Below are 15,747 nucleotides of genomic sequence, written 5' to 3'. Positions count from 1 at the left end.
GGGTCAGCCCGCGACGGCGAAGGGGCCGACGGAGGGGACCGGGACCTTGCTGGCGGCCTCGCGAACGGCGGTGAGCAGGGGCTCGGGGGTCGAACCCGCCCGGGACAGGGTGATGATGTGGCGCCGGGCGGTCTCCCGTACCCCGCGGACCACGATCTGGGGCTTGTTCAGTCCGGTCCAGGCCAGCCTCGGCATCAGGGCGACCCCCAGACCCGCCTGCACCATGGCGAAGACGGCGCTGAAGTCGTCGACGGTGTGCGCCACCCGGGGCTGGAACCCCGCCTGGCTGGCGGCGGCGGTCACACAGGAGTGCCAGGCCGTGCCCGGTGCGGACATGATCCAGTCCTGCGCGGCCAGGTCGTCGGCCAGGTGCAGGCTCGTACGGGTGGCCAGGGGGTGCTGGTAGGGCAGGATCGCGTCGAACAGCTCGACCATGACCGGGTCCGTGCGGAAGTCGGGGTCCCCGGTGGCGGGCATGTGCGCGGTGGACATGGTCAGGGCCACGTCCAGGTGGCCCGAGCGCACCATCTCGGCGCTCTCCTCGGGCTCGGCCTGCACGACCTCGAAGGTCCAGCCGGGGTGGCTGGTGCGCAGGCGGGCCAGGGCCGGGGCGAGGAGGTCGCTGATGCCGGTGGAGAAGGAACCGACCCGGACCACCCCCCGGTCGCCGTCCACGTACTCGGCCAGGTCCGCGGTGGCGCGTTCCATCTCCGCGAAGATGACGTGCGCGCGCTTGAGCAGGACCCGGGCGGCACCGGTCAGCAGGAATCGGCGGCCCTGGCGTTCGACGAGGGGGACCCCGGCTTCCCTGGCCAGGGCGGCGAGTTGCTGGGAGACCGCCGACGGGGTGACGTTGAGCGCCTCCGCGGTGGCTGCCACCGTGCGGTGGTGGTCAAGGGCCTGAAGGAGCTGCAACCGCCGAACGTCGATCATGGATCCCAATTTATGGCAGAACGCCCAGGTTTCTAGATGGTTTCGGTCGGATCACCCACTCTTTGTGCGTGATTCCGTGCACACCGCCCAGCCCCCTACCACCCTCTCGGGAGAACCCACGGAAGAAACATTCGAAGTTTTTTCCATCAAGAGATGTCGTGTGTGGTTTTTCCTCGTGTCGGACCTGTTCCCGCCGATACCGGCACGTACAGTCAGACCCACAGCTCAACCACGGGCCCGCAGAGCGCGGACCGCAGGGGATCAGCACCCAATGCTGGTGGAACGGGTGAGAAGAAAATGCAAACTTCGCTGATGACCAAACCTCGTTCAACGAACGTCGGCGTCCTTGGCTTCCGCTACCTCGGAGCACACGAGGTGGAGGAGCTCGCTGACCTGTGGGGTGCGCTGCACCAGCAGCACACGGTGACCGCCCCGCACCTTGAGGAGATCATCAGCGCGGTGAGCCTGGACGAGTCCTGGCGGCGACGCCGCGCCCAGTACCTGGAGTGGCTCGCCGACCCCGACACCATGGCCATCCTCGCCGAGCACGAGGGCGACCTGGCCGGGTACGCGATGGTCACCATCCGCAGGAACGCCCAGGGCAGCTGGGACCGCGGCGAACGGGTCGCCGTCGTGCAGACCTTCGCCATCGACCCGGAGTACACCGGCTCCGGTGTCGGCTCCAAGCTCCTGGAGGAGGTGCGCCGCCAGCTCGCCGCCATGGGCATCCGGGACATCGAGTTCTCCGCGCTGGCCACCGCCTCCGAGGACATCAGGTTCCTGGAGCAGGAGGGCTTCCGCCCCTTCGTCACCACCATGGTCTGCCGCGTCGACGGCTTCGGCGCCCACGACTGACGGCTGACACCCGGCCGGGAAACGGCTGGAGGATCGACCAGGAACCAGCCCCCGTGCGGTCATACCCACGTCCCGCACGGGGGCTTCCCGCTGCCCGGCACCGGGCGACACACCCCGGCGGCGACGGGCCCCGAGACGCTACGCTCGGCCCGTGGCCTCCTCCGACTCCAGCACCTGCATCTTCCCCGGCTGTACCCGACCCGTGCCCCGCGGCTCCTCCCCCGGGCGGCCTCCCCAGTACTGCGACCTGCCCGAGCACACACGGTGGCGGGCGTGGAAGGAACGCCAGCGGCTGGCCCAGGAGGCGGAGCACGCCGAGGAGGCGGCCCGCGCCGACAGGAACGAGAACACGCCCCCCGCGACGGCCGGCCGGGAGGCCGAACCCGTCACCACGGCCCGGCTGCGCGCGGACGACCTGCTCACCCGGTTCGCCGTCCAGGCGGAACAACTCAGCGCGACCCTGGACTCGGCCACCGAGGCCTTCACCACCATGACCGACCCGGCAGCCGCCGAGTCCCAGGTCGAGGCGGCCCGCCTCGCCGCCTCCCGCCAGGTCTCGGAGGCCGACTCCGCCCGGTTGGAGGCGGAGAACCGCCGCCGGGAGGCCGAGGCGGCCCGCCGTGCGGCGGAGGAGACCACCGCCGCCGCAGTGACCGCGACCCAGGACGCCGAGCGCATGGCCGAGGAGGCCCTGCACCGCCGCGAGGCGGCCGAGGCCGAACGCGACCGGCAGGCGGAACTGGCCCGGATCGCGGCCGAGGAGCGCGACGCGGCCACCGCCGAGGCCAACGCCGGACTGGCCGCGGCCGAACGCAGGATCACCGAGACCGCTGACCGCGCCCGCGCGGAGCTGGAACGCGAGCGGGCCGAGGCCGAGCGGCGCCTGGAGCTGGCCCGGGCGCAGACCGAGCGCCTGCGCACCGAACTGGCCGAGCAGTCACGCCGACGGGACGAGGCCGAGCTGGCCGAACGCGGCGCCCTGGCCCGAGCCGAGCGCGCCGAGGAGCAGAGCCGCCGTGACGCCGCGGCCCTGGAGTCCGAGCGCTCCCGTCTGGGTACCGAACTGGAGCGCGCCCACCAGCGCCTGGAGTCCGACCGGGCGGCCGCCGAGTCCGAACGTGCCCGCCTCACCGCGGAACTGGACCGTCTGACGGCGGACCGCGAACGCCTGACCGCCGAACTCGACGCCCAGCGCCGCAACGCGGAACTCACCCTGGCGGAGGCCCGCGAGGCCGCGGCCGCGCGCCTGTCGGTGGCCGAGGAGGCACGGGACCGTGCCCTGGAGCGGGCCGCGCGGGCGGAGGCGGCGCCGGAGGAGACGTCCGCACGGGCGACCACCGGGGAGTCCTGACCGGAGACGGCCGCACCCGCACGGGTGCCGACGTCCTGTTCGTCCCGTTCGGCTTAGGATGGAGCCCGTGCGAGATCTGGGAACCACTGGTGAGACCGGCCCGATGAACCTGGGCGAGGACGACTCCGCCAAGGGCCCGGAACGCGTCACCGTGGGTGAGCGGCCACGGCCGCGCGTCGACCTCAGGGCCGTGTTCGGCCTGGAGGCGGGCGCCTGGGCCTGGACGACCGCCGTGCAGGCGACCGTCGCGATGACGGCGTCCTTCGCCCTGGCGGCGCTGGCCTTCGGCCCCCAGGTCGGCACTCTCGCCGCGTTGGGGTCCATGACCGTCCTGTACGAGAAGAAGACCCCCTACTCCTACCGTGCGGCGGCCCTGGCCCTGGTGGGGTCGGGCTTCGTCGCCGCGGTGGCCGTCAACTCCCTGGCCGCGTCGTTCTCCCCGTGGGCGGCGGTGGTCTCCATCGGTCTGACCGCCGGGCTGGCCACCTGGGTCTGTGCGGCCTGGCGGGTGGACAAGCCCGGGACGATGTTCTTCGTCCTGGTCGCCAGCATCTCCACGATCGCCCCCGGAGGCCTGGCCGACGTGCCCCTGCACGCGCTGGTCGCCGCCACGGGCGCGGCGGTGGGGTGGGCGGTGTCGATGTCGGGCGCCCCGGTGCGCGCCCGGCATCCCGAGTACCGGGCGGTGGCCGGGGCCTACCGTGCGCTGGCCGCACTGCTCCGGGCCGTGGGCAGCCCCGAACTGGACCACGCACAGCACAGGGCGTCGGTGGCCGTCGCCGAGGCGTGGCGGATCGTGCTGCTGGGACAGACCCGCGGTTACCGCACCACCGCCGAGGCGGCCCGGCTGCGCGCCCTGCTGCGCTGGGTCTCCGACATCCACCTGGCCGCGACCCAGGTATGCATGGCCCGGCCCACGGCGCTGCCCGAAGAGGCTGCGGAGTTCGCCGACCGGATGGCACTGGCCGTCGCCGAGCCGGACCGGGCGCCCGATCCGGACTCCCTGGACGAGCTGCGCCGGGGCATGCGCCCGCGGTCGCTGGAGGCACGCCTGTACAACCTGCTCTCGCGTGCCTCCCAGGCCGCGCACCGGAGCGCCCGGGGCGAAGGGCAGGAGGACGACGAACGCAGCGCCGACCTGCACGACGACCGCTACCCCGCGCTGTGGAACTCGCTGCGTTCCAGTCTGAGCTCCGACTCCCTGATCCGCCCCACAGCGCTGCGCATGTGGTTGACCGTGACCCTCGCGGGCGCGTTCGGGCTGTGGCTGGGTCTGGAGCACTACTACTGGGTGGCGCTGACCACGACCGCCGTCCTGCAGGGCGGGAACGTGGTGCTGACCCTGAACCGTTCGGTGCAGCGGTCGCTGGGCACCCTGCTGGGTGTACTGGGCGGGGTCGCGCTGCTCACGACCGACCTGCCGCTGGCCGCGGTCATCGTCCTGGCCGGGCTGTTCCAGGGCGGCACGCAGCTGGTCGTGGGCCGCAACTTCTTCTACGCCTCAGTACTGCTGACACCGATGGCGTTGCTGCTGTCCTACACCGCCAACCCCTACCCCGTCGCCGAGTTGGCGGGGTCGAGGATCATCGACACCCTGGTCGGCGCGGCCTTCGGCATGGCGGGGTCGCTGCTGCTCTGGCGCAAGGCGTCGGCGACCCGGCTTCCGCAGGCCATCGCGGGCGTGCTGGAGAGGACCCGCCAGTGCATGATGGCGGTGCTGGACCAGGACGTGGAGCTCACCGAGGAGCGCCGTTACCGGCTGCGCCGGGACATGCGAGCGGCTCTGGTGAGCCTGCGCGGTGTGTACGAGAGCGCGATCGGGGACGTGCCGCGGGCCGCTTCCACCCGCCCGCTGTGGCCGGTGGTGGTGGCCACCCAGCGCATCGGGTACCTCGCCCTGGCGGCGCTGTCCCGGGACCGCAGCCCCGATCCGGCGGGAACGATCACGCTCCAACGGGTGGACCTGGCCTTCCACGAGCTCATCCTGGCGATGGAGGAGCGGCGCACCCCCAGACTGGGCGCCCTGCCCCGGTTGCCCGCCTATCCGCGGATCAACATGGAGCTGCGTGCGCTGGCCAACTCGATGACCAGCGCGGTGGCCCAGGACGAGCGCTCCGCCCAGCAGGAGGCCGAGCGCCGGGCCCAGCGCGAACGGCGCCGGGCCCAGAAGGACGTGGACGCCGACCTGTAGGACCGCCTGCCCGGGCCCTTTCCGCGGTTGGGCCGGTGGTACTAGACGAGCACGGCGAAGGCCCGGACGGGGAAGGCCGCCATGCCGCGGACCTTGGCGGGGACCGCGTAGAACGAGAAGCCCTCGGCGGGAAGCTGGTCGAGCAGGCACAGGTGCGTGACGATCGGGATGCCCGCGGCGAGCAGGGCGGCCTGCGCCGGGCGGGCGCCCTCTGCCGCGGGAGAGGTGTCGTCGACGCTGACCGAGTCGATGCCGACCAGGGTGGCTCCGGCCTCGACCAGGGCCTTGGCCGCCGTCTCGGTCAGGTGGGGGTGGTCGGAGCGCCCGTAGGCCTCGGTGCGCCAGTGCCGGTCCCAGCCCGTGCGTACCAGGACGGCGCGTCCGCGCAGGTCCAGACCGGAGAGGGCTTCGGGGCCGATCTGACGTTCCTCGGTCGCGGAAACCACGACTCCGGGCAGGTCGGCGACCCTCTCCAGGTCCAGATCGGCCGGGTCCGCCCCGTCCCGGTAACGGTGGGCGGGCATTTCGACGTGGGTTCCGGTCGCCCCGACCATGGTGACCCGCCCGCTGCTGTTCCCGTGCCCGGGAACACCGCCCGCGACGGTGGTGCTCTCCTCGATCACCGGTTCCGGCAGGCCCGGCCAGGTGGTCATTCCGTCGGTGATCTGGTGGCTGACATCGACCAGTTTCGGCATGGCTGTCTTCCTCGCTCGCGTCCGGAGAAGCCTCTGACCCGGGCCAGAGGTCTAGACCATAACCCTAGCGCGTGTGGTGCATGTCACGGCAGGGGTCGGGGAGTTCTCTTCGACCGCCTCGACCAGACAGCCACCCGCCGGACCCCGCTAAGCTCGGAGGGCACACCCGCGGGTCGAGGCCCCGTCCGGTGCGTGCGAACCCCGCGAGCATCAGCGACCCACCGAGAAGGGGCGACTTCATAGTGTCACTGTACGGAGCAGCCAAGGCCGTCGTCGCGCCCGCCAGCCGCGTGGCGTGGCCCCAGAAGGTGGAGGGCGCGCAGCACGTCCCCGCGCGGGGCCCGGTGATCCTGGCCGCCAACCACCTGGCGCTCATCGACCCCCTCTTCATCGGGGTGGCCTGCCCCAGACCGGTGCGCTTCATCGCCAAACAGGAGCTCTTCGACGAGAGCACACTGCCGCGGAAGGCGCTGTCCCGAGTGCTGCGGGCACTGGGCCCGCTGTCGGTGGACCGCCGCCCGGGCCAGAGCTCCCAGGAGGCGATGAACAACAGCCTGGAGGTCATCAACGGCGGAGAGGTCTTCGGGATCTTCCCCGAGGGCACCCGGTCCCCCGACGGCCGCCTGTACAAGGGACAGACCGGCCTGGCCTGGCTGGCCCTGACGACGGGGGCGCCCGTGGTCCCGGTGGCGCTCGCCGGCACCGGGCGCATCCTGCCGCCCGGCCGCAGGATCCCCTCGCTCAACCGCGTGGGCGTGCGCTTCGGCGAGCCGGTCGACCTCTCCCCCTGGGCGGGACAGGCGGGACGGGCCAAACCGCGCCGGGAGGCGACCGACGCCATCATGAGCGCGATCGCCAAGCTGTCCGGCCAGGAGCAGGTGTCCCGGTACGCCGCCTCCGCCAAGGCCGAACTCGAACAGCAGTGACTTTCCCCACATCCGCCTTGGGGCTGATTCTTCCTTGGCGGGGCGTTGACCCCACACTGAAGGCCCCTCCAGTAGGCCCGGATCCGGCCTCCCACCTGGACCGTCGGCACCGGGCGGACTTCGGGCCGTTTTCCCCTACCCGGCGGGGAGAGCAGAATTCCCTACCCTTATAGTGGGTTTTTCCGGTGGCGACATCGGGTAGATTAGGCAAGCCTTACCTATGGCGTCCGACCCTGGCGCGAAGACTTGGAGCTGTGCGATGACGCGACCACTGCGAGTGGGAATCGTGGGTGCGGGCCCGGCGGGAATCTACGCCGCGGACCTGCTCACCAAGGACGAGACCCTGTCCGCGTGCGGCACGTCCGTCAGCATCGACATCCTCGACAAGCTGCCCTCCCCCTACGGCCTGGTCCGCTACGGCGTGGCCCCGGACCACCCCCGGATCAAGCAGATCCAGGGGGCCCTGCACAAGATCCTCGACAAGCCGGAGATCACCTTCTACGGCAACGTCGAGTACGGCGTGGACCTCAAACTGGAGGACCTGCGCCGCCACTACGACGCGGTCGTCTTCGCCACCGGCAGCGACCGCGACCGCCCGCTGGACATCCCCGGCGTCGACCTGCCCGGCAGCCACGGCGCCGCCGACTTCGTCTTCTGGTACGACTCCCACCCCGACGTCAACCCCTCCTGGCACGTCGACGGCACCAGCGTCGCCGTCATCGGTGCGGGCAACGTGGCCGTGGACGTCGCGCGCATCCTGGCCAAGGACGCCGACGACCTGCTGGCCACCGACATCACCGACAACGTCTACGAGGGGCTGCGCGCCAAGCAGATCACCGACGTGCACGTGTTCGCCCGGCGCGGCATCGCCCAGTGCAAGGCCACCCCGATGGAGCTGCGCGAGCTGGACAAGCAGCCCGGCGTCGAGGTCCTGGTCTACGCCGAGGACTTCGAGATGGACGAGGGCAGCCTCCGGGCCTGCGAGGAGTCCAACCAGGTCAAGACCAACGTCAAGGTCCTGCAGAACTGGGCGATCCGGGACGAGCGCGGCGCCGAACGCCGCCTGCACCTGCACTTCCTGCACTCACCGGTGGAGATCCTGGGCGAGGACAGGGTCACCGGCCTGCGGACCGAGCGCATGGAGCTGACCGGCGACGGCAACGTCAGGGGCACCGGCGAGTACGTCGACACCGAGGTGCAGGCCGTCTACCGCGCCATCGGCTACCTGGGTTCCCCCCTGGCCGACCTGCCCTTCGACGAGGAGCGGGGGGTGGTGCCCAACTCCGAGGGCCGGGTCCTGGACCTGGACGAGGAGCACGTCGACGGGGTCTACGCCACCGGGTGGATCAAGCGCGGCCCGGTCGGCCTCATCGGCCACACCAAGGGCGACGCGCTGGAGACCGTGACCAACCTGGTCGCCGACCGTGAGTCCTTCACCCCGGCTGCCGAGCCCGACCCGGTCTCCTTCCGGGCCCTGCTCTCCGAGCGCGGTGTCCAGTACACCACCTGGGAGGGCTGGAAGCGGATCGAGGCCAAGGAGGAGGAGCTGGGCGCCGAGCGCGGACGCAAGCGCCTCAAGCTGCTCTCCCGCGAGGAACAGACCAGCGTCGCACGCCAGGCCTAGGGCCTTCGTGTGAGCTTCCCGGCCGGTCCCGTACCCCTTTGCGGGACCGGCCCCTTTTCTTTACCCGATCTGTGCCGTCTGTCACCGTGAGATTGCGCATGCGGCTGTCTCAGAGTTCGTGGAACAACTTCCCGGACTGATGGGTTAGAGTCACTGTTGGTCGGTGTGGTAGCAAGTGTCCCCCGGGCCTCAACTATTGCCTTCGCGGAATACCGCGTCCGGCACCCGCCCTCCGGGGCGGGCTGATCGGACGGCCAGGAGCCCCGTTGTGCCCCGCGCCGAGAGGCGACCGCCATGCCGACCATCATCCTCGTGCCCCGCTCCCACCGAGGTGGGAGCGGGGCATCGTGGTATCTCCTGAAAACGTAACGAAGGACGGTCAGGCGTGGACGAACGGTCCCCCCGGCAGCCGGATTCCTCTGTGCCGCCCGAGGATTCGGACGGCACAGAGGCGCATCGGCCGCGCCCGGAGAACCCCTACCGCATCCCCCAACGGCCTCCCGGGGCACGTCCCGTGGACACCGGAGACTTCAGGTTCGATCACCCGCGCCCAGCGGACCCCGTGGTGCCCCCTGCTCCCGTGCCCGAAGCCCCGCCCGCAGGCCCGAACGAGGCCCCCCAGGGCCCCGGGCAGCGGTGGGGGCAGCCCGCGCAGGACGCCGCCCCCGGATGGGACGCCCCGGATGACGCCCGGGCCGCAGGCATGCCCGAGCCGTCGGGCGGCTGGAACGCTCCTGACCGGGGCGACCAGCCGTCCTGGGGCCGTCCAGTCGACCCCACCGCCGCACCCGCCCCCGGTGAGGAACCGTGGGGCGCCCCCGCGGAGCTCCGACCCCCGCAGCCCGAGGGCTGGAGCGCTCCCGCCGAACCGCAGCCCCCGCAGGACGCCTGGGGCGGCCCCACCCACGCCCAGCACGACCGGAGCGCCCAGGCGGAGCCCCAGCCCCCGCAGGAGAGCTGGAGCGCACCGGCCGAGCTCCGACCCCCGCAGCCCGAGGGCTGGAGCGCTCCCGCCGAACCGCAGCCCCCGCAGGACGCCTGGGGCGGCCCCACCCACGCCCAGCACGACTGGAGCGCACCGGCCGAGCCGCAGGGCCCGCCGCCGGGCTGGAACGACCCCGCCGGCGCACAGCCCCCGCAGGAGAGCTGGAGCGGTCCGGGAACCGGCCCGCAGCCCGGCTGGGGGCAGACCGCCCAGAACCAGGGGAACCCCGGGGCCTCCCCCGAGGCTTGGGGCACCCCGTACGCCGGACAGCCCGCCTACGCGGGCGACACGCCCTACCCCGGCACCGCACCCGCGCCTTACGACGGCACCGGCTCCGGCCCGTACGAACCCGGCCGGGGAGAACCCGGGCCGCATTCCGGCGAGAACCAGAGCGACAGCTACGGGTTCCTCTACGGCGGTGGCGACCGGGGCGCTCCCCCGGGTCCGCAGGGCCCGGGCGGACCGGACGAGCCCTACGGACACGAGGACGACGCCTACGACCCCGGCCCCCCGCCGCCCCGGCGCAGATCCCGCCGCGGGCTGGTCATCGGCCTGGTCGCGAGCGTGGTCGTGCTGGCGCTGATCGGCGCCGGGGCGGGCTGGTACGTCTACACGCTGCCCCAGCCCGAGGAGGCCACGGCCGAGTACGAGGCCGCCTGGGAGGAGCAGGACTACGCACGTCTGGCCGCCGTCACCACCGGTGAGGACGCCGAGACGGTCATGGACGGGATCGACACCGGTCTGGGCGTCGAGGCCGTCGACGTGGAGGTCGGAGCGCCCGCCACGGAGGGCGGCACCGGCAGCGCCCCCTACGAGGTGACCGTGTCCCTGACCAACGCCGACGACTGGGGCTGGGAGGGCGAGCTCCCGCTGCTGCGCGAGGACGGGGAGTGGCGGGTCGAGTTCTCCCCCGAGGTCGCCTTCCCCGGGCTGGGCGAGGGCCAGGTCCTGGCCCGTACCGCGGTGTGGGGCGAGCGCGGCCGGATTCTGGCCGCCGACGGCACCCGGTTGGACACCCCGGACGTGGCCGGCTCCCTGCAGATGATCGTGGGCTCCCTGAGCGAGGCCGACGAGGAGGACGCCGAGCGGCTGGGCCCGGCCTACGACGTCGGCGACACCGTCGGTGTGAGCGGGCTCCAGCGCACCTACGAGGAACACCTGGCCGGTGAGGCCGCGACCACCATTCTGATGGTGGACGCCGCCGAGGCCGAGGACCTGGCGTCCGTGGAGGTCACCGAGGAGAACACGGTCGCCTCCCTGGACGGCTCCGACGGTACGGACATCACCACCAGCATCGACATGGGCGTCCAGAACGCGGCCGCCAACGCCATCATCAAGGCCGACGACCCCGCCGGTCTGGTGGCGGTGCGCCCCTCCACCGGGGAGATCCTGGCGGCGGTGAACGTCCCCGGCGGGTTCAACCGGGCCTTCGAGGGCCAGTACCCGCCCGGGTCCGCCTTCAAGATCATCACCTACAGCTCGCTGTTGGACAACGGCCTCTCGGCGGACGCCACCATGGAGTGCCCCGAGGAGTACGACCTGGGCGGTTGGCCGTTCCGCAACGCGGGCGGCGCCGAGTACGGCACGCAGACGGTGACCGAGGCGTTCGCAACCTCCTGCAACACCTCCCTGGTGCAGGAGGTCGACCAGTACCTGAACCCGGAGACCCTGCAGGCCAGCGCCGAACAGTTCGGTATGAACGCCCCGCTGGACATCGGTGTGCCCACCCACGAGCCGAGCTTCCCGCCCGTGGACAGCTCCACCATGATGGGCGCCCAGGGCATCGGCCAGGGCCAGGTCCTCACCTCACCGCTGCACATGGCGACGGTGCCCGCCGCGATCGCCGACGGTTCCTGGCGGCACCCGGTACTGGTCACCGAACCCGCTCAGGAGGGCCTGCCCGGGCCCAACCCGGTCGGCAACGCCGAGGCGCTGCGTCCGATGATGCGCGCGGTGGTCACCGAGGGCACGGCCAAGGCCGTCGACTTCCAGGGCGAGGTGTACGGCAAGACCGGCAGCGCCGAGTTCGGCACCCCCGAGGAGGGCGAGGAACTCCCCACCCACGCCTGGATGGTCGGTTACAAGGGCGACGTCGCCTTCGCCGTGGTGGTCGACGGCGGTGGCGGCGGCGGGTCCGTGGCCGGCCCGCTGGCAGCCGACTTCACGAACGCGCTCTAGCGGTACCCGGAGCGGTAGCGGCCGGAACGGCCGTCGGGCCCCGCCCGGGAGAGGTGGTCTCCCGGGCGGGGCCCTCGTCGTAGGGAAGCGCTCCGGCTATCCGACCGGTTCGGCTGGTTCGGGCTGCCCGTCCGCCGGACCGCCCTCCGCTTCCGGTCCGGGGACGCTCTCCTGGGAGGTCTCGGCCGGGGCGGGCGCCTCGGGCTGCGGGGCGCTCGGGGTGAGGACGAACAGCATCACCAACAGCCCCGCGGTCACCGCGGCGATCAGGCCGCAGGCGACCCACGGCTTCCAGCTCCGCAGCCCCGGATCAACCGGGGCGTCGGGATCATCGCTCCCGAAGGCCTCAAGGCGGCCGGCAAGGTCCGGAGCGTCCTCGCTGAGCTGCCGCTCGATCTCCGCGAGGACTCTGCGCTCATGCTCTCTCAGGGACATGGAACCCTCCTCAGCCGCGGGGGCAAGGACTGTCGTCACCGGGTGTTCTACAGTCTCCCCCAGGTGAGGCCCGGATATCCAAGCCCGCAGAGGATTTCCACCCGTTTTTCGCGAACAGCACCAAAAAGGCACATCTCGTTCCGGCATGTGAGAGCCGTGTGTCACCACGCTCCGGGTCCCCGGCCCCACAGCGGGGCGTACGGCCCACACCCTGATCCGCCCCGCGCGGTCCCGGCTCAGCCCGGATAACACTCGACCTCGGAGGCCTTGACCCCGGCCCAGACCGTGTCCCCACGGGACAGGCCGAGTTCGGCCAGGGCCGCGGGGGTGATGTCCGCGGCCAGGGAGGGCGGACCGAGCAGATGCACACGGACCTGGTCGCCGAAGCGTTCGATCCCGTCCACGGTCAGCCGCCACACGTTGCGCGTGCTGCCGTGGGGGTGTTCCGGGTACAGGGCCACCGCACGCGGCGGGAAGGCCACCAGGGCCGGGCCCCGGCCGGGCTCGCGCACCGACACCCGGACCCGGCCGCCGGGGGCCGGGTCGGCGAGCTCCACCACCTCCCCGGACGCCTCCCCCCGGAACAGGTTCAGACCCACCAGGCGCGCCACGTAGGAGGTGCGCGGCCGCCGCGCCACCTCGGCGGGTCCGCCCCGCTGCACCACCCGGCCCGACTCGACCACCGCGATGCGGTCGGCCAGCACCATCGCGTCCAGCGGGTCGTGGGTGACCAGCACCGTCACCCCGTCGAAGTCCTCCAACAGGTGGCGCAGGCGGGCCCGGACGTCGATACGGGTGCTGGCGTCCAGCGCCGCCATCGGTTCGTCCAACAGCAGCAGCCGGGGGCGTACCGCCAGGGCCCGGGCCAGGGCGACCCGCTGGGCCTGGCCGCCGGAGAGCTGCCGCGGGCGCGCATGGGCGTGGTCGGCCAGGTCCATGCGGTCGAGCAGGTCGGCCGCGCGGGAGCGCGCCTCGGCCCTGGTCGCGCCATGGCAGCGCGGCCCGAAGGCGACGTTGTCCAGGGCGCTCAGGTGCTCGAAGAGCAGATAGTCCTGGAAGACCATGCCGATGGGGCGTTGTTCGACGGCCGTGGTGGTCTCGTCCGCACCGTCCACGAACACGTGTCCCCCGCTGAGGGGGGCCAGCCCGGCCAGGGCGCGCAGTGCCGAGGACTTGCCCGCGCCGTTGGGGCCCAGCAGCGCGAGGACCTCCCCCGGTTCGGCGGTCAGCGCCACGTCGAGGGCGAAGTCGCCCCGTCGCAGGCGCAGCTCGGCGTCGAGCGCGGGTCCGGCCGTGGACACGGGAACGCGGGAGGCCCCGGACCGGGGCCCGGCGGCACGCTCTGTCGGCCTCATGCGGCCCTCACCCACCTCTCGCGCAGGGTGGCCAGGACGGCCAGGGACACCAGGAGCAGGACGAGGCTGAGCACGACTGCGGCCTCGGGGTCGCGCTGCATGGCCATGTACACCGCCAGCGGCATGGTCTGGGTGGTGCCGGGGAAGTTCCCGGCGAAGGTGATGGTCGCGCCGAACTCACCGAGGGCCCGCGCCCAGCACAGCACCGCCCCGGCGGCGATACCGGGAAGGACCATGGGCAGGGTGACCCGGGCGAAGATCGTGACGCGGCTGGCGCCGAGGGTGGCGGCGGCCTCCTCGTAGCGCCGGTCGGCCCCGCGCAGGGCCCCCTCCACACTGATCACCAGGAAGGGCATGGCCACGAACACCTGGGCGATGACCACGGCGGCGGAGGTGAAGGGCAGGGTCAGGCCGAACCAGGCGTCCAGGTACCGGCCGACCAGTCCGTTGCGGCCCAGGACCATCAGCAGGGCCACCCCGCCCACGACCGGCGGGATCACCAGGGGGACGGTGACCAGCGCCCGCACGAGTCGGCGGCCGGGGAACTCGGTGCGTGCCAGCAGCCAGGCCAGGGGGACGCCGAACAGCAGGGAGACGGCGGTGGCCGCGGTGGCGGTGGACAGCGACAGCCACAGGGCCGCCACCACGTCGGGGTCGGTGACGCGGGCGCCCATGGTGGGCCAGGGGGCCCGGAGGAGCATCCCCGCGAAGGGAAGGACCAGGAAGAGGACGCCGACCACGGCGGGGACGAGGAGGATCCAGGGCACCCGCCCCGAACGGGGGCGCGGGGCGCGTCGGCTCGCGCGCGTCACGACGGCGGTCACGGTGTACCGAACCCCGCCTCCCGCAGGACCGGGGCGCCCTCGGCGGCGACGAACCCGACCCAGTCGGCGGCCAGGTCCGGGTCGGCGGCCCCGGCGAGGACCCCGATCGGGTAGTCGTTGGCGGCCTCCTCGGCCCCGGGGAACTCCAGGCCCTCGACACGGCCCCCGGCGGAGGCGACGTCGGTGGCGTAGACCAGGCCCGCGTCGACCTCGTCGAGTTCGACCTTGGTGAGCACCGCCCGCACGTCCTCCTCCAGGGTGACCGGGACGACCTCCAGACCCGCCGCTTCCAGAGCGGTCGCGGTGGCGGAGCCGCAGGGCACCTCCTGCGCGCAGAAGGCGACCGAGACGTCGTCGTCGGCCAGGTCGGCGAGCCCGCCGACCCCGGCCGGGTTGTCCGGCGGCACGGCGATCCGCAGGGTGTTGGTGGCGAAGACCAGCGCCTGCCCACCGTGTTCGGCGGCCCAGTCGGCGTCCAGGCCCTCACCGTCGACGACCTGCCCCATGGTGGCGGTGTCGGCGGCGGCGAAGACATCGGCGGGAGCGCCGGAGTTGATCTGCTGGGCGAGTTCGCTGCTGCCCGCGAAGTTGAGGGTGACCGTGACCCCCGGCCGCTCCTGCTCGAAGGAGCCCGCGATCTCCTCGAAGACGTCGATCAGGGAGGCCGCGGCGAAAACGGTGAGTTCCCCGCCGGACCCGGGGCCCCCGCTCCCTGCCCCGGCGCCCGGGCCGGAGGCGCAGGCGGTCGCCCCCAGGACCAGGGCCGTCAGAGCGGCGGCCCGCCCACGGGAGGGGCCGCCCGGGCGCGGGCGGCGCCAGGCGTGTTCACGCATGTCGGCCTCCGGCGGTCTCGACGACGACGTTGGTGGACTTGACGACCGCGGTCGCCACCGTCCCGACCCGGAGTCCGAGCTCGTCGGCGGCCTCCCGGCTCATCAGGGAGACCACCCGGTGCGGCCCGGCCTGGATCTCGACCCCGGCCATCACCCGGTCGCGGACGACGTTGGTGACCAGCCCCCGGAAGCGATTGCGGGCGGAGGAGACGCTGCGGCCGGGGTCCTCGTCCGCTCCGGCGCGCATGAAGGCGGCGAGTTCGGCGCCGTCGAGCCGACGGCGCCCGGAGGGGGCGCGCTCGGCGGGCAGTCGGCCGGCGTCCACCCAGCGGCGCACGGTGTCGGCGCTGACACCGAGCAGCTCGGCGGCCTCGCTGATCTGAAAGGTCGGCATGGGAATAACCTACTAGCCTCACCTGCGAGATTTTTATGGATGTTCTGCTAGCAGATCATAACTTCATCACCAAGTTGCTGTGGTTTTTGCCATCCCGGGGACATGCGAACGGGCCCGCCCCGGCGTGGGGGCGGGCCCGCAGGTCCCGCTGGAGCCGCGACCCCGGTC

13 protein-coding genes are annotated in these 15,747 nt (G+C 72.7%); 6 read left to right on the top strand and 7 right to left on the bottom strand.

Going from position 1 to position 15,747, the window contains the following annotated elements:
* Window positions 1-3: 3 nt before the first annotated feature.
* A complete protein-coding gene (locus AC0VYD_RS11900; RefSeq protein ID WP_475479930.1) occupies window positions 4-933 on the bottom strand; it encodes a LysR family transcriptional regulator in 930 nt (309 codons plus the stop codon).
* Window positions 934-1,245: 312 nt separating this feature from the next.
* On the opposite strand from AC0VYD_RS11900, the gene AC0VYD_RS11895 reads away from it, so the two are divergent.
* The 3 genes from AC0VYD_RS11895 to AC0VYD_RS11885 all read left to right on the top strand — a co-directional run bounded on the left by AC0VYD_RS11895 (window position 1,246) and on the right by AC0VYD_RS11885 (window position 5,330).
* Entirely contained in the window at window positions 1,246-1,788 is a 543-nt protein-coding gene (locus tag AC0VYD_RS11895; protein WP_475479929.1) for an N-acetyltransferase family protein, read from the top strand.
* A gap of 151 nt (window positions 1,789-1,939) precedes the next feature.
* Complete coding sequence (locus AC0VYD_RS11890; protein ID WP_475479928.1) at window positions 1,940-3,139, top strand: hypothetical protein; 1,200 nt, start codon at window positions 1,940-1,942, stop codon at window positions 3,137-3,139.
* 103 nt (window positions 3,140-3,242) lie between these two features.
* Window positions 3,243-5,330 carry an FUSC family protein gene (locus AC0VYD_RS11885; protein ID WP_475480248.1) on the top strand — a complete coding sequence of 696 codons (2,088 nt, stop codon included), beginning with the start codon at window positions 3,243-3,245 and terminating at the stop codon, window positions 5,328-5,330.
* A gap of 41 nt (window positions 5,331-5,371) precedes the next feature.
* Here the strand turns inward: AC0VYD_RS11885 and AC0VYD_RS11880 are convergent, their stop codons facing one another.
* Window positions 5,372-6,025, bottom strand: a complete 654-nt coding sequence (locus tag AC0VYD_RS11880; protein WP_475479927.1) for a cyclase family protein — start codon at window positions 6,023-6,025, stop codon at window positions 5,372-5,374.
* A 242-nt stretch (window positions 6,026-6,267) separates the two neighbouring features.
* On the opposite strand from AC0VYD_RS11880, the gene AC0VYD_RS11875 reads away from it, so the two are divergent.
* The 3 genes from AC0VYD_RS11875 to AC0VYD_RS11865 all read left to right on the top strand — a co-directional run bounded on the left by AC0VYD_RS11875 (window position 6,268) and on the right by AC0VYD_RS11865 (window position 11,738).
* Window positions 6,268-6,951, top strand: coding sequence for a lysophospholipid acyltransferase family protein (locus tag AC0VYD_RS11875; protein ID WP_475479926.1), 684 nt, complete (start codon window positions 6,268-6,270; stop codon window positions 6,949-6,951).
* 277 nt (window positions 6,952-7,228) lie between these two features.
* Window positions 7,229-8,575 carry an FAD-dependent oxidoreductase gene (locus tag AC0VYD_RS11870; RefSeq protein ID WP_475480247.1) on the top strand — a complete coding sequence of 449 codons (1,347 nt, stop codon included), beginning with the start codon at window positions 7,229-7,231 and terminating at the stop codon, window positions 8,573-8,575.
* A 565-nt stretch (window positions 8,576-9,140) separates the two neighbouring features.
* Window positions 9,141-11,738, top strand: a complete 2,598-nt coding sequence (locus AC0VYD_RS11865; RefSeq protein ID WP_475479925.1) for a penicillin-binding transpeptidase domain-containing protein — start codon at window positions 9,141-9,143, stop codon at window positions 11,736-11,738.
* Between the two features lie 96 nt (window positions 11,739-11,834).
* Here the strand turns inward: AC0VYD_RS11865 and AC0VYD_RS11860 are convergent, their stop codons facing one another.
* The 5 genes from AC0VYD_RS11860 to AC0VYD_RS11840 all read right to left on the bottom strand — a co-directional run bounded on the left by AC0VYD_RS11860 (window position 11,835) and on the right by AC0VYD_RS11840 (window position 15,579).
* Window positions 11,835-12,173, bottom strand: a complete 339-nt coding sequence (locus AC0VYD_RS11860) for a DUF3040 domain-containing protein (RefSeq protein WP_475479924.1) — start codon at window positions 12,171-12,173, stop codon at window positions 11,835-11,837.
* Window positions 12,174-12,409: 236 nt separating this feature from the next.
* Window positions 12,410-13,528 (bottom strand): ABC transporter ATP-binding protein, encoded by a 1,119-nt coding sequence (locus tag AC0VYD_RS11855; RefSeq protein WP_475479923.1) that lies wholly within the window; start codon window positions 13,526-13,528, stop codon window positions 12,410-12,412.
* The gene (locus tag AC0VYD_RS11850) at window positions 13,525-14,352 is read right to left on the bottom strand and encodes an ABC transporter permease (RefSeq protein WP_475479922.1); all 828 of its coding nucleotides are present in this window, start codon (window positions 14,350-14,352) and stop codon (window positions 13,525-13,527) included. The genes AC0VYD_RS11855 and AC0VYD_RS11850 overlap by 4 nt, the downstream gene beginning before the upstream one ends.
* A complete protein-coding gene (modA, locus tag AC0VYD_RS11845; RefSeq protein ID WP_475479921.1) occupies window positions 14,349-15,185 on the bottom strand; it encodes a molybdate ABC transporter substrate-binding protein in 837 nt (278 codons plus the stop codon). Before modA ends, AC0VYD_RS11850 begins: the two co-directional genes overlap by 4 nt.
* Window positions 15,178-15,579 (bottom strand): TOBE domain-containing protein, encoded by a 402-nt coding sequence (locus AC0VYD_RS11840; protein ID WP_475479920.1) that lies wholly within the window; start codon window positions 15,577-15,579, stop codon window positions 15,178-15,180. Before AC0VYD_RS11840 ends, modA begins: the two co-directional genes overlap by 8 nt.
* Window positions 15,580-15,747 lie beyond the last annotated feature (168 nt).

This window comes from Nocardiopsis sp. iso_40 (assembly GCF_056173285.1).
Note: the sequence above shows the minus strand (reverse complement) of the source record. Positions and strands in the feature narration are given on the sequence as shown.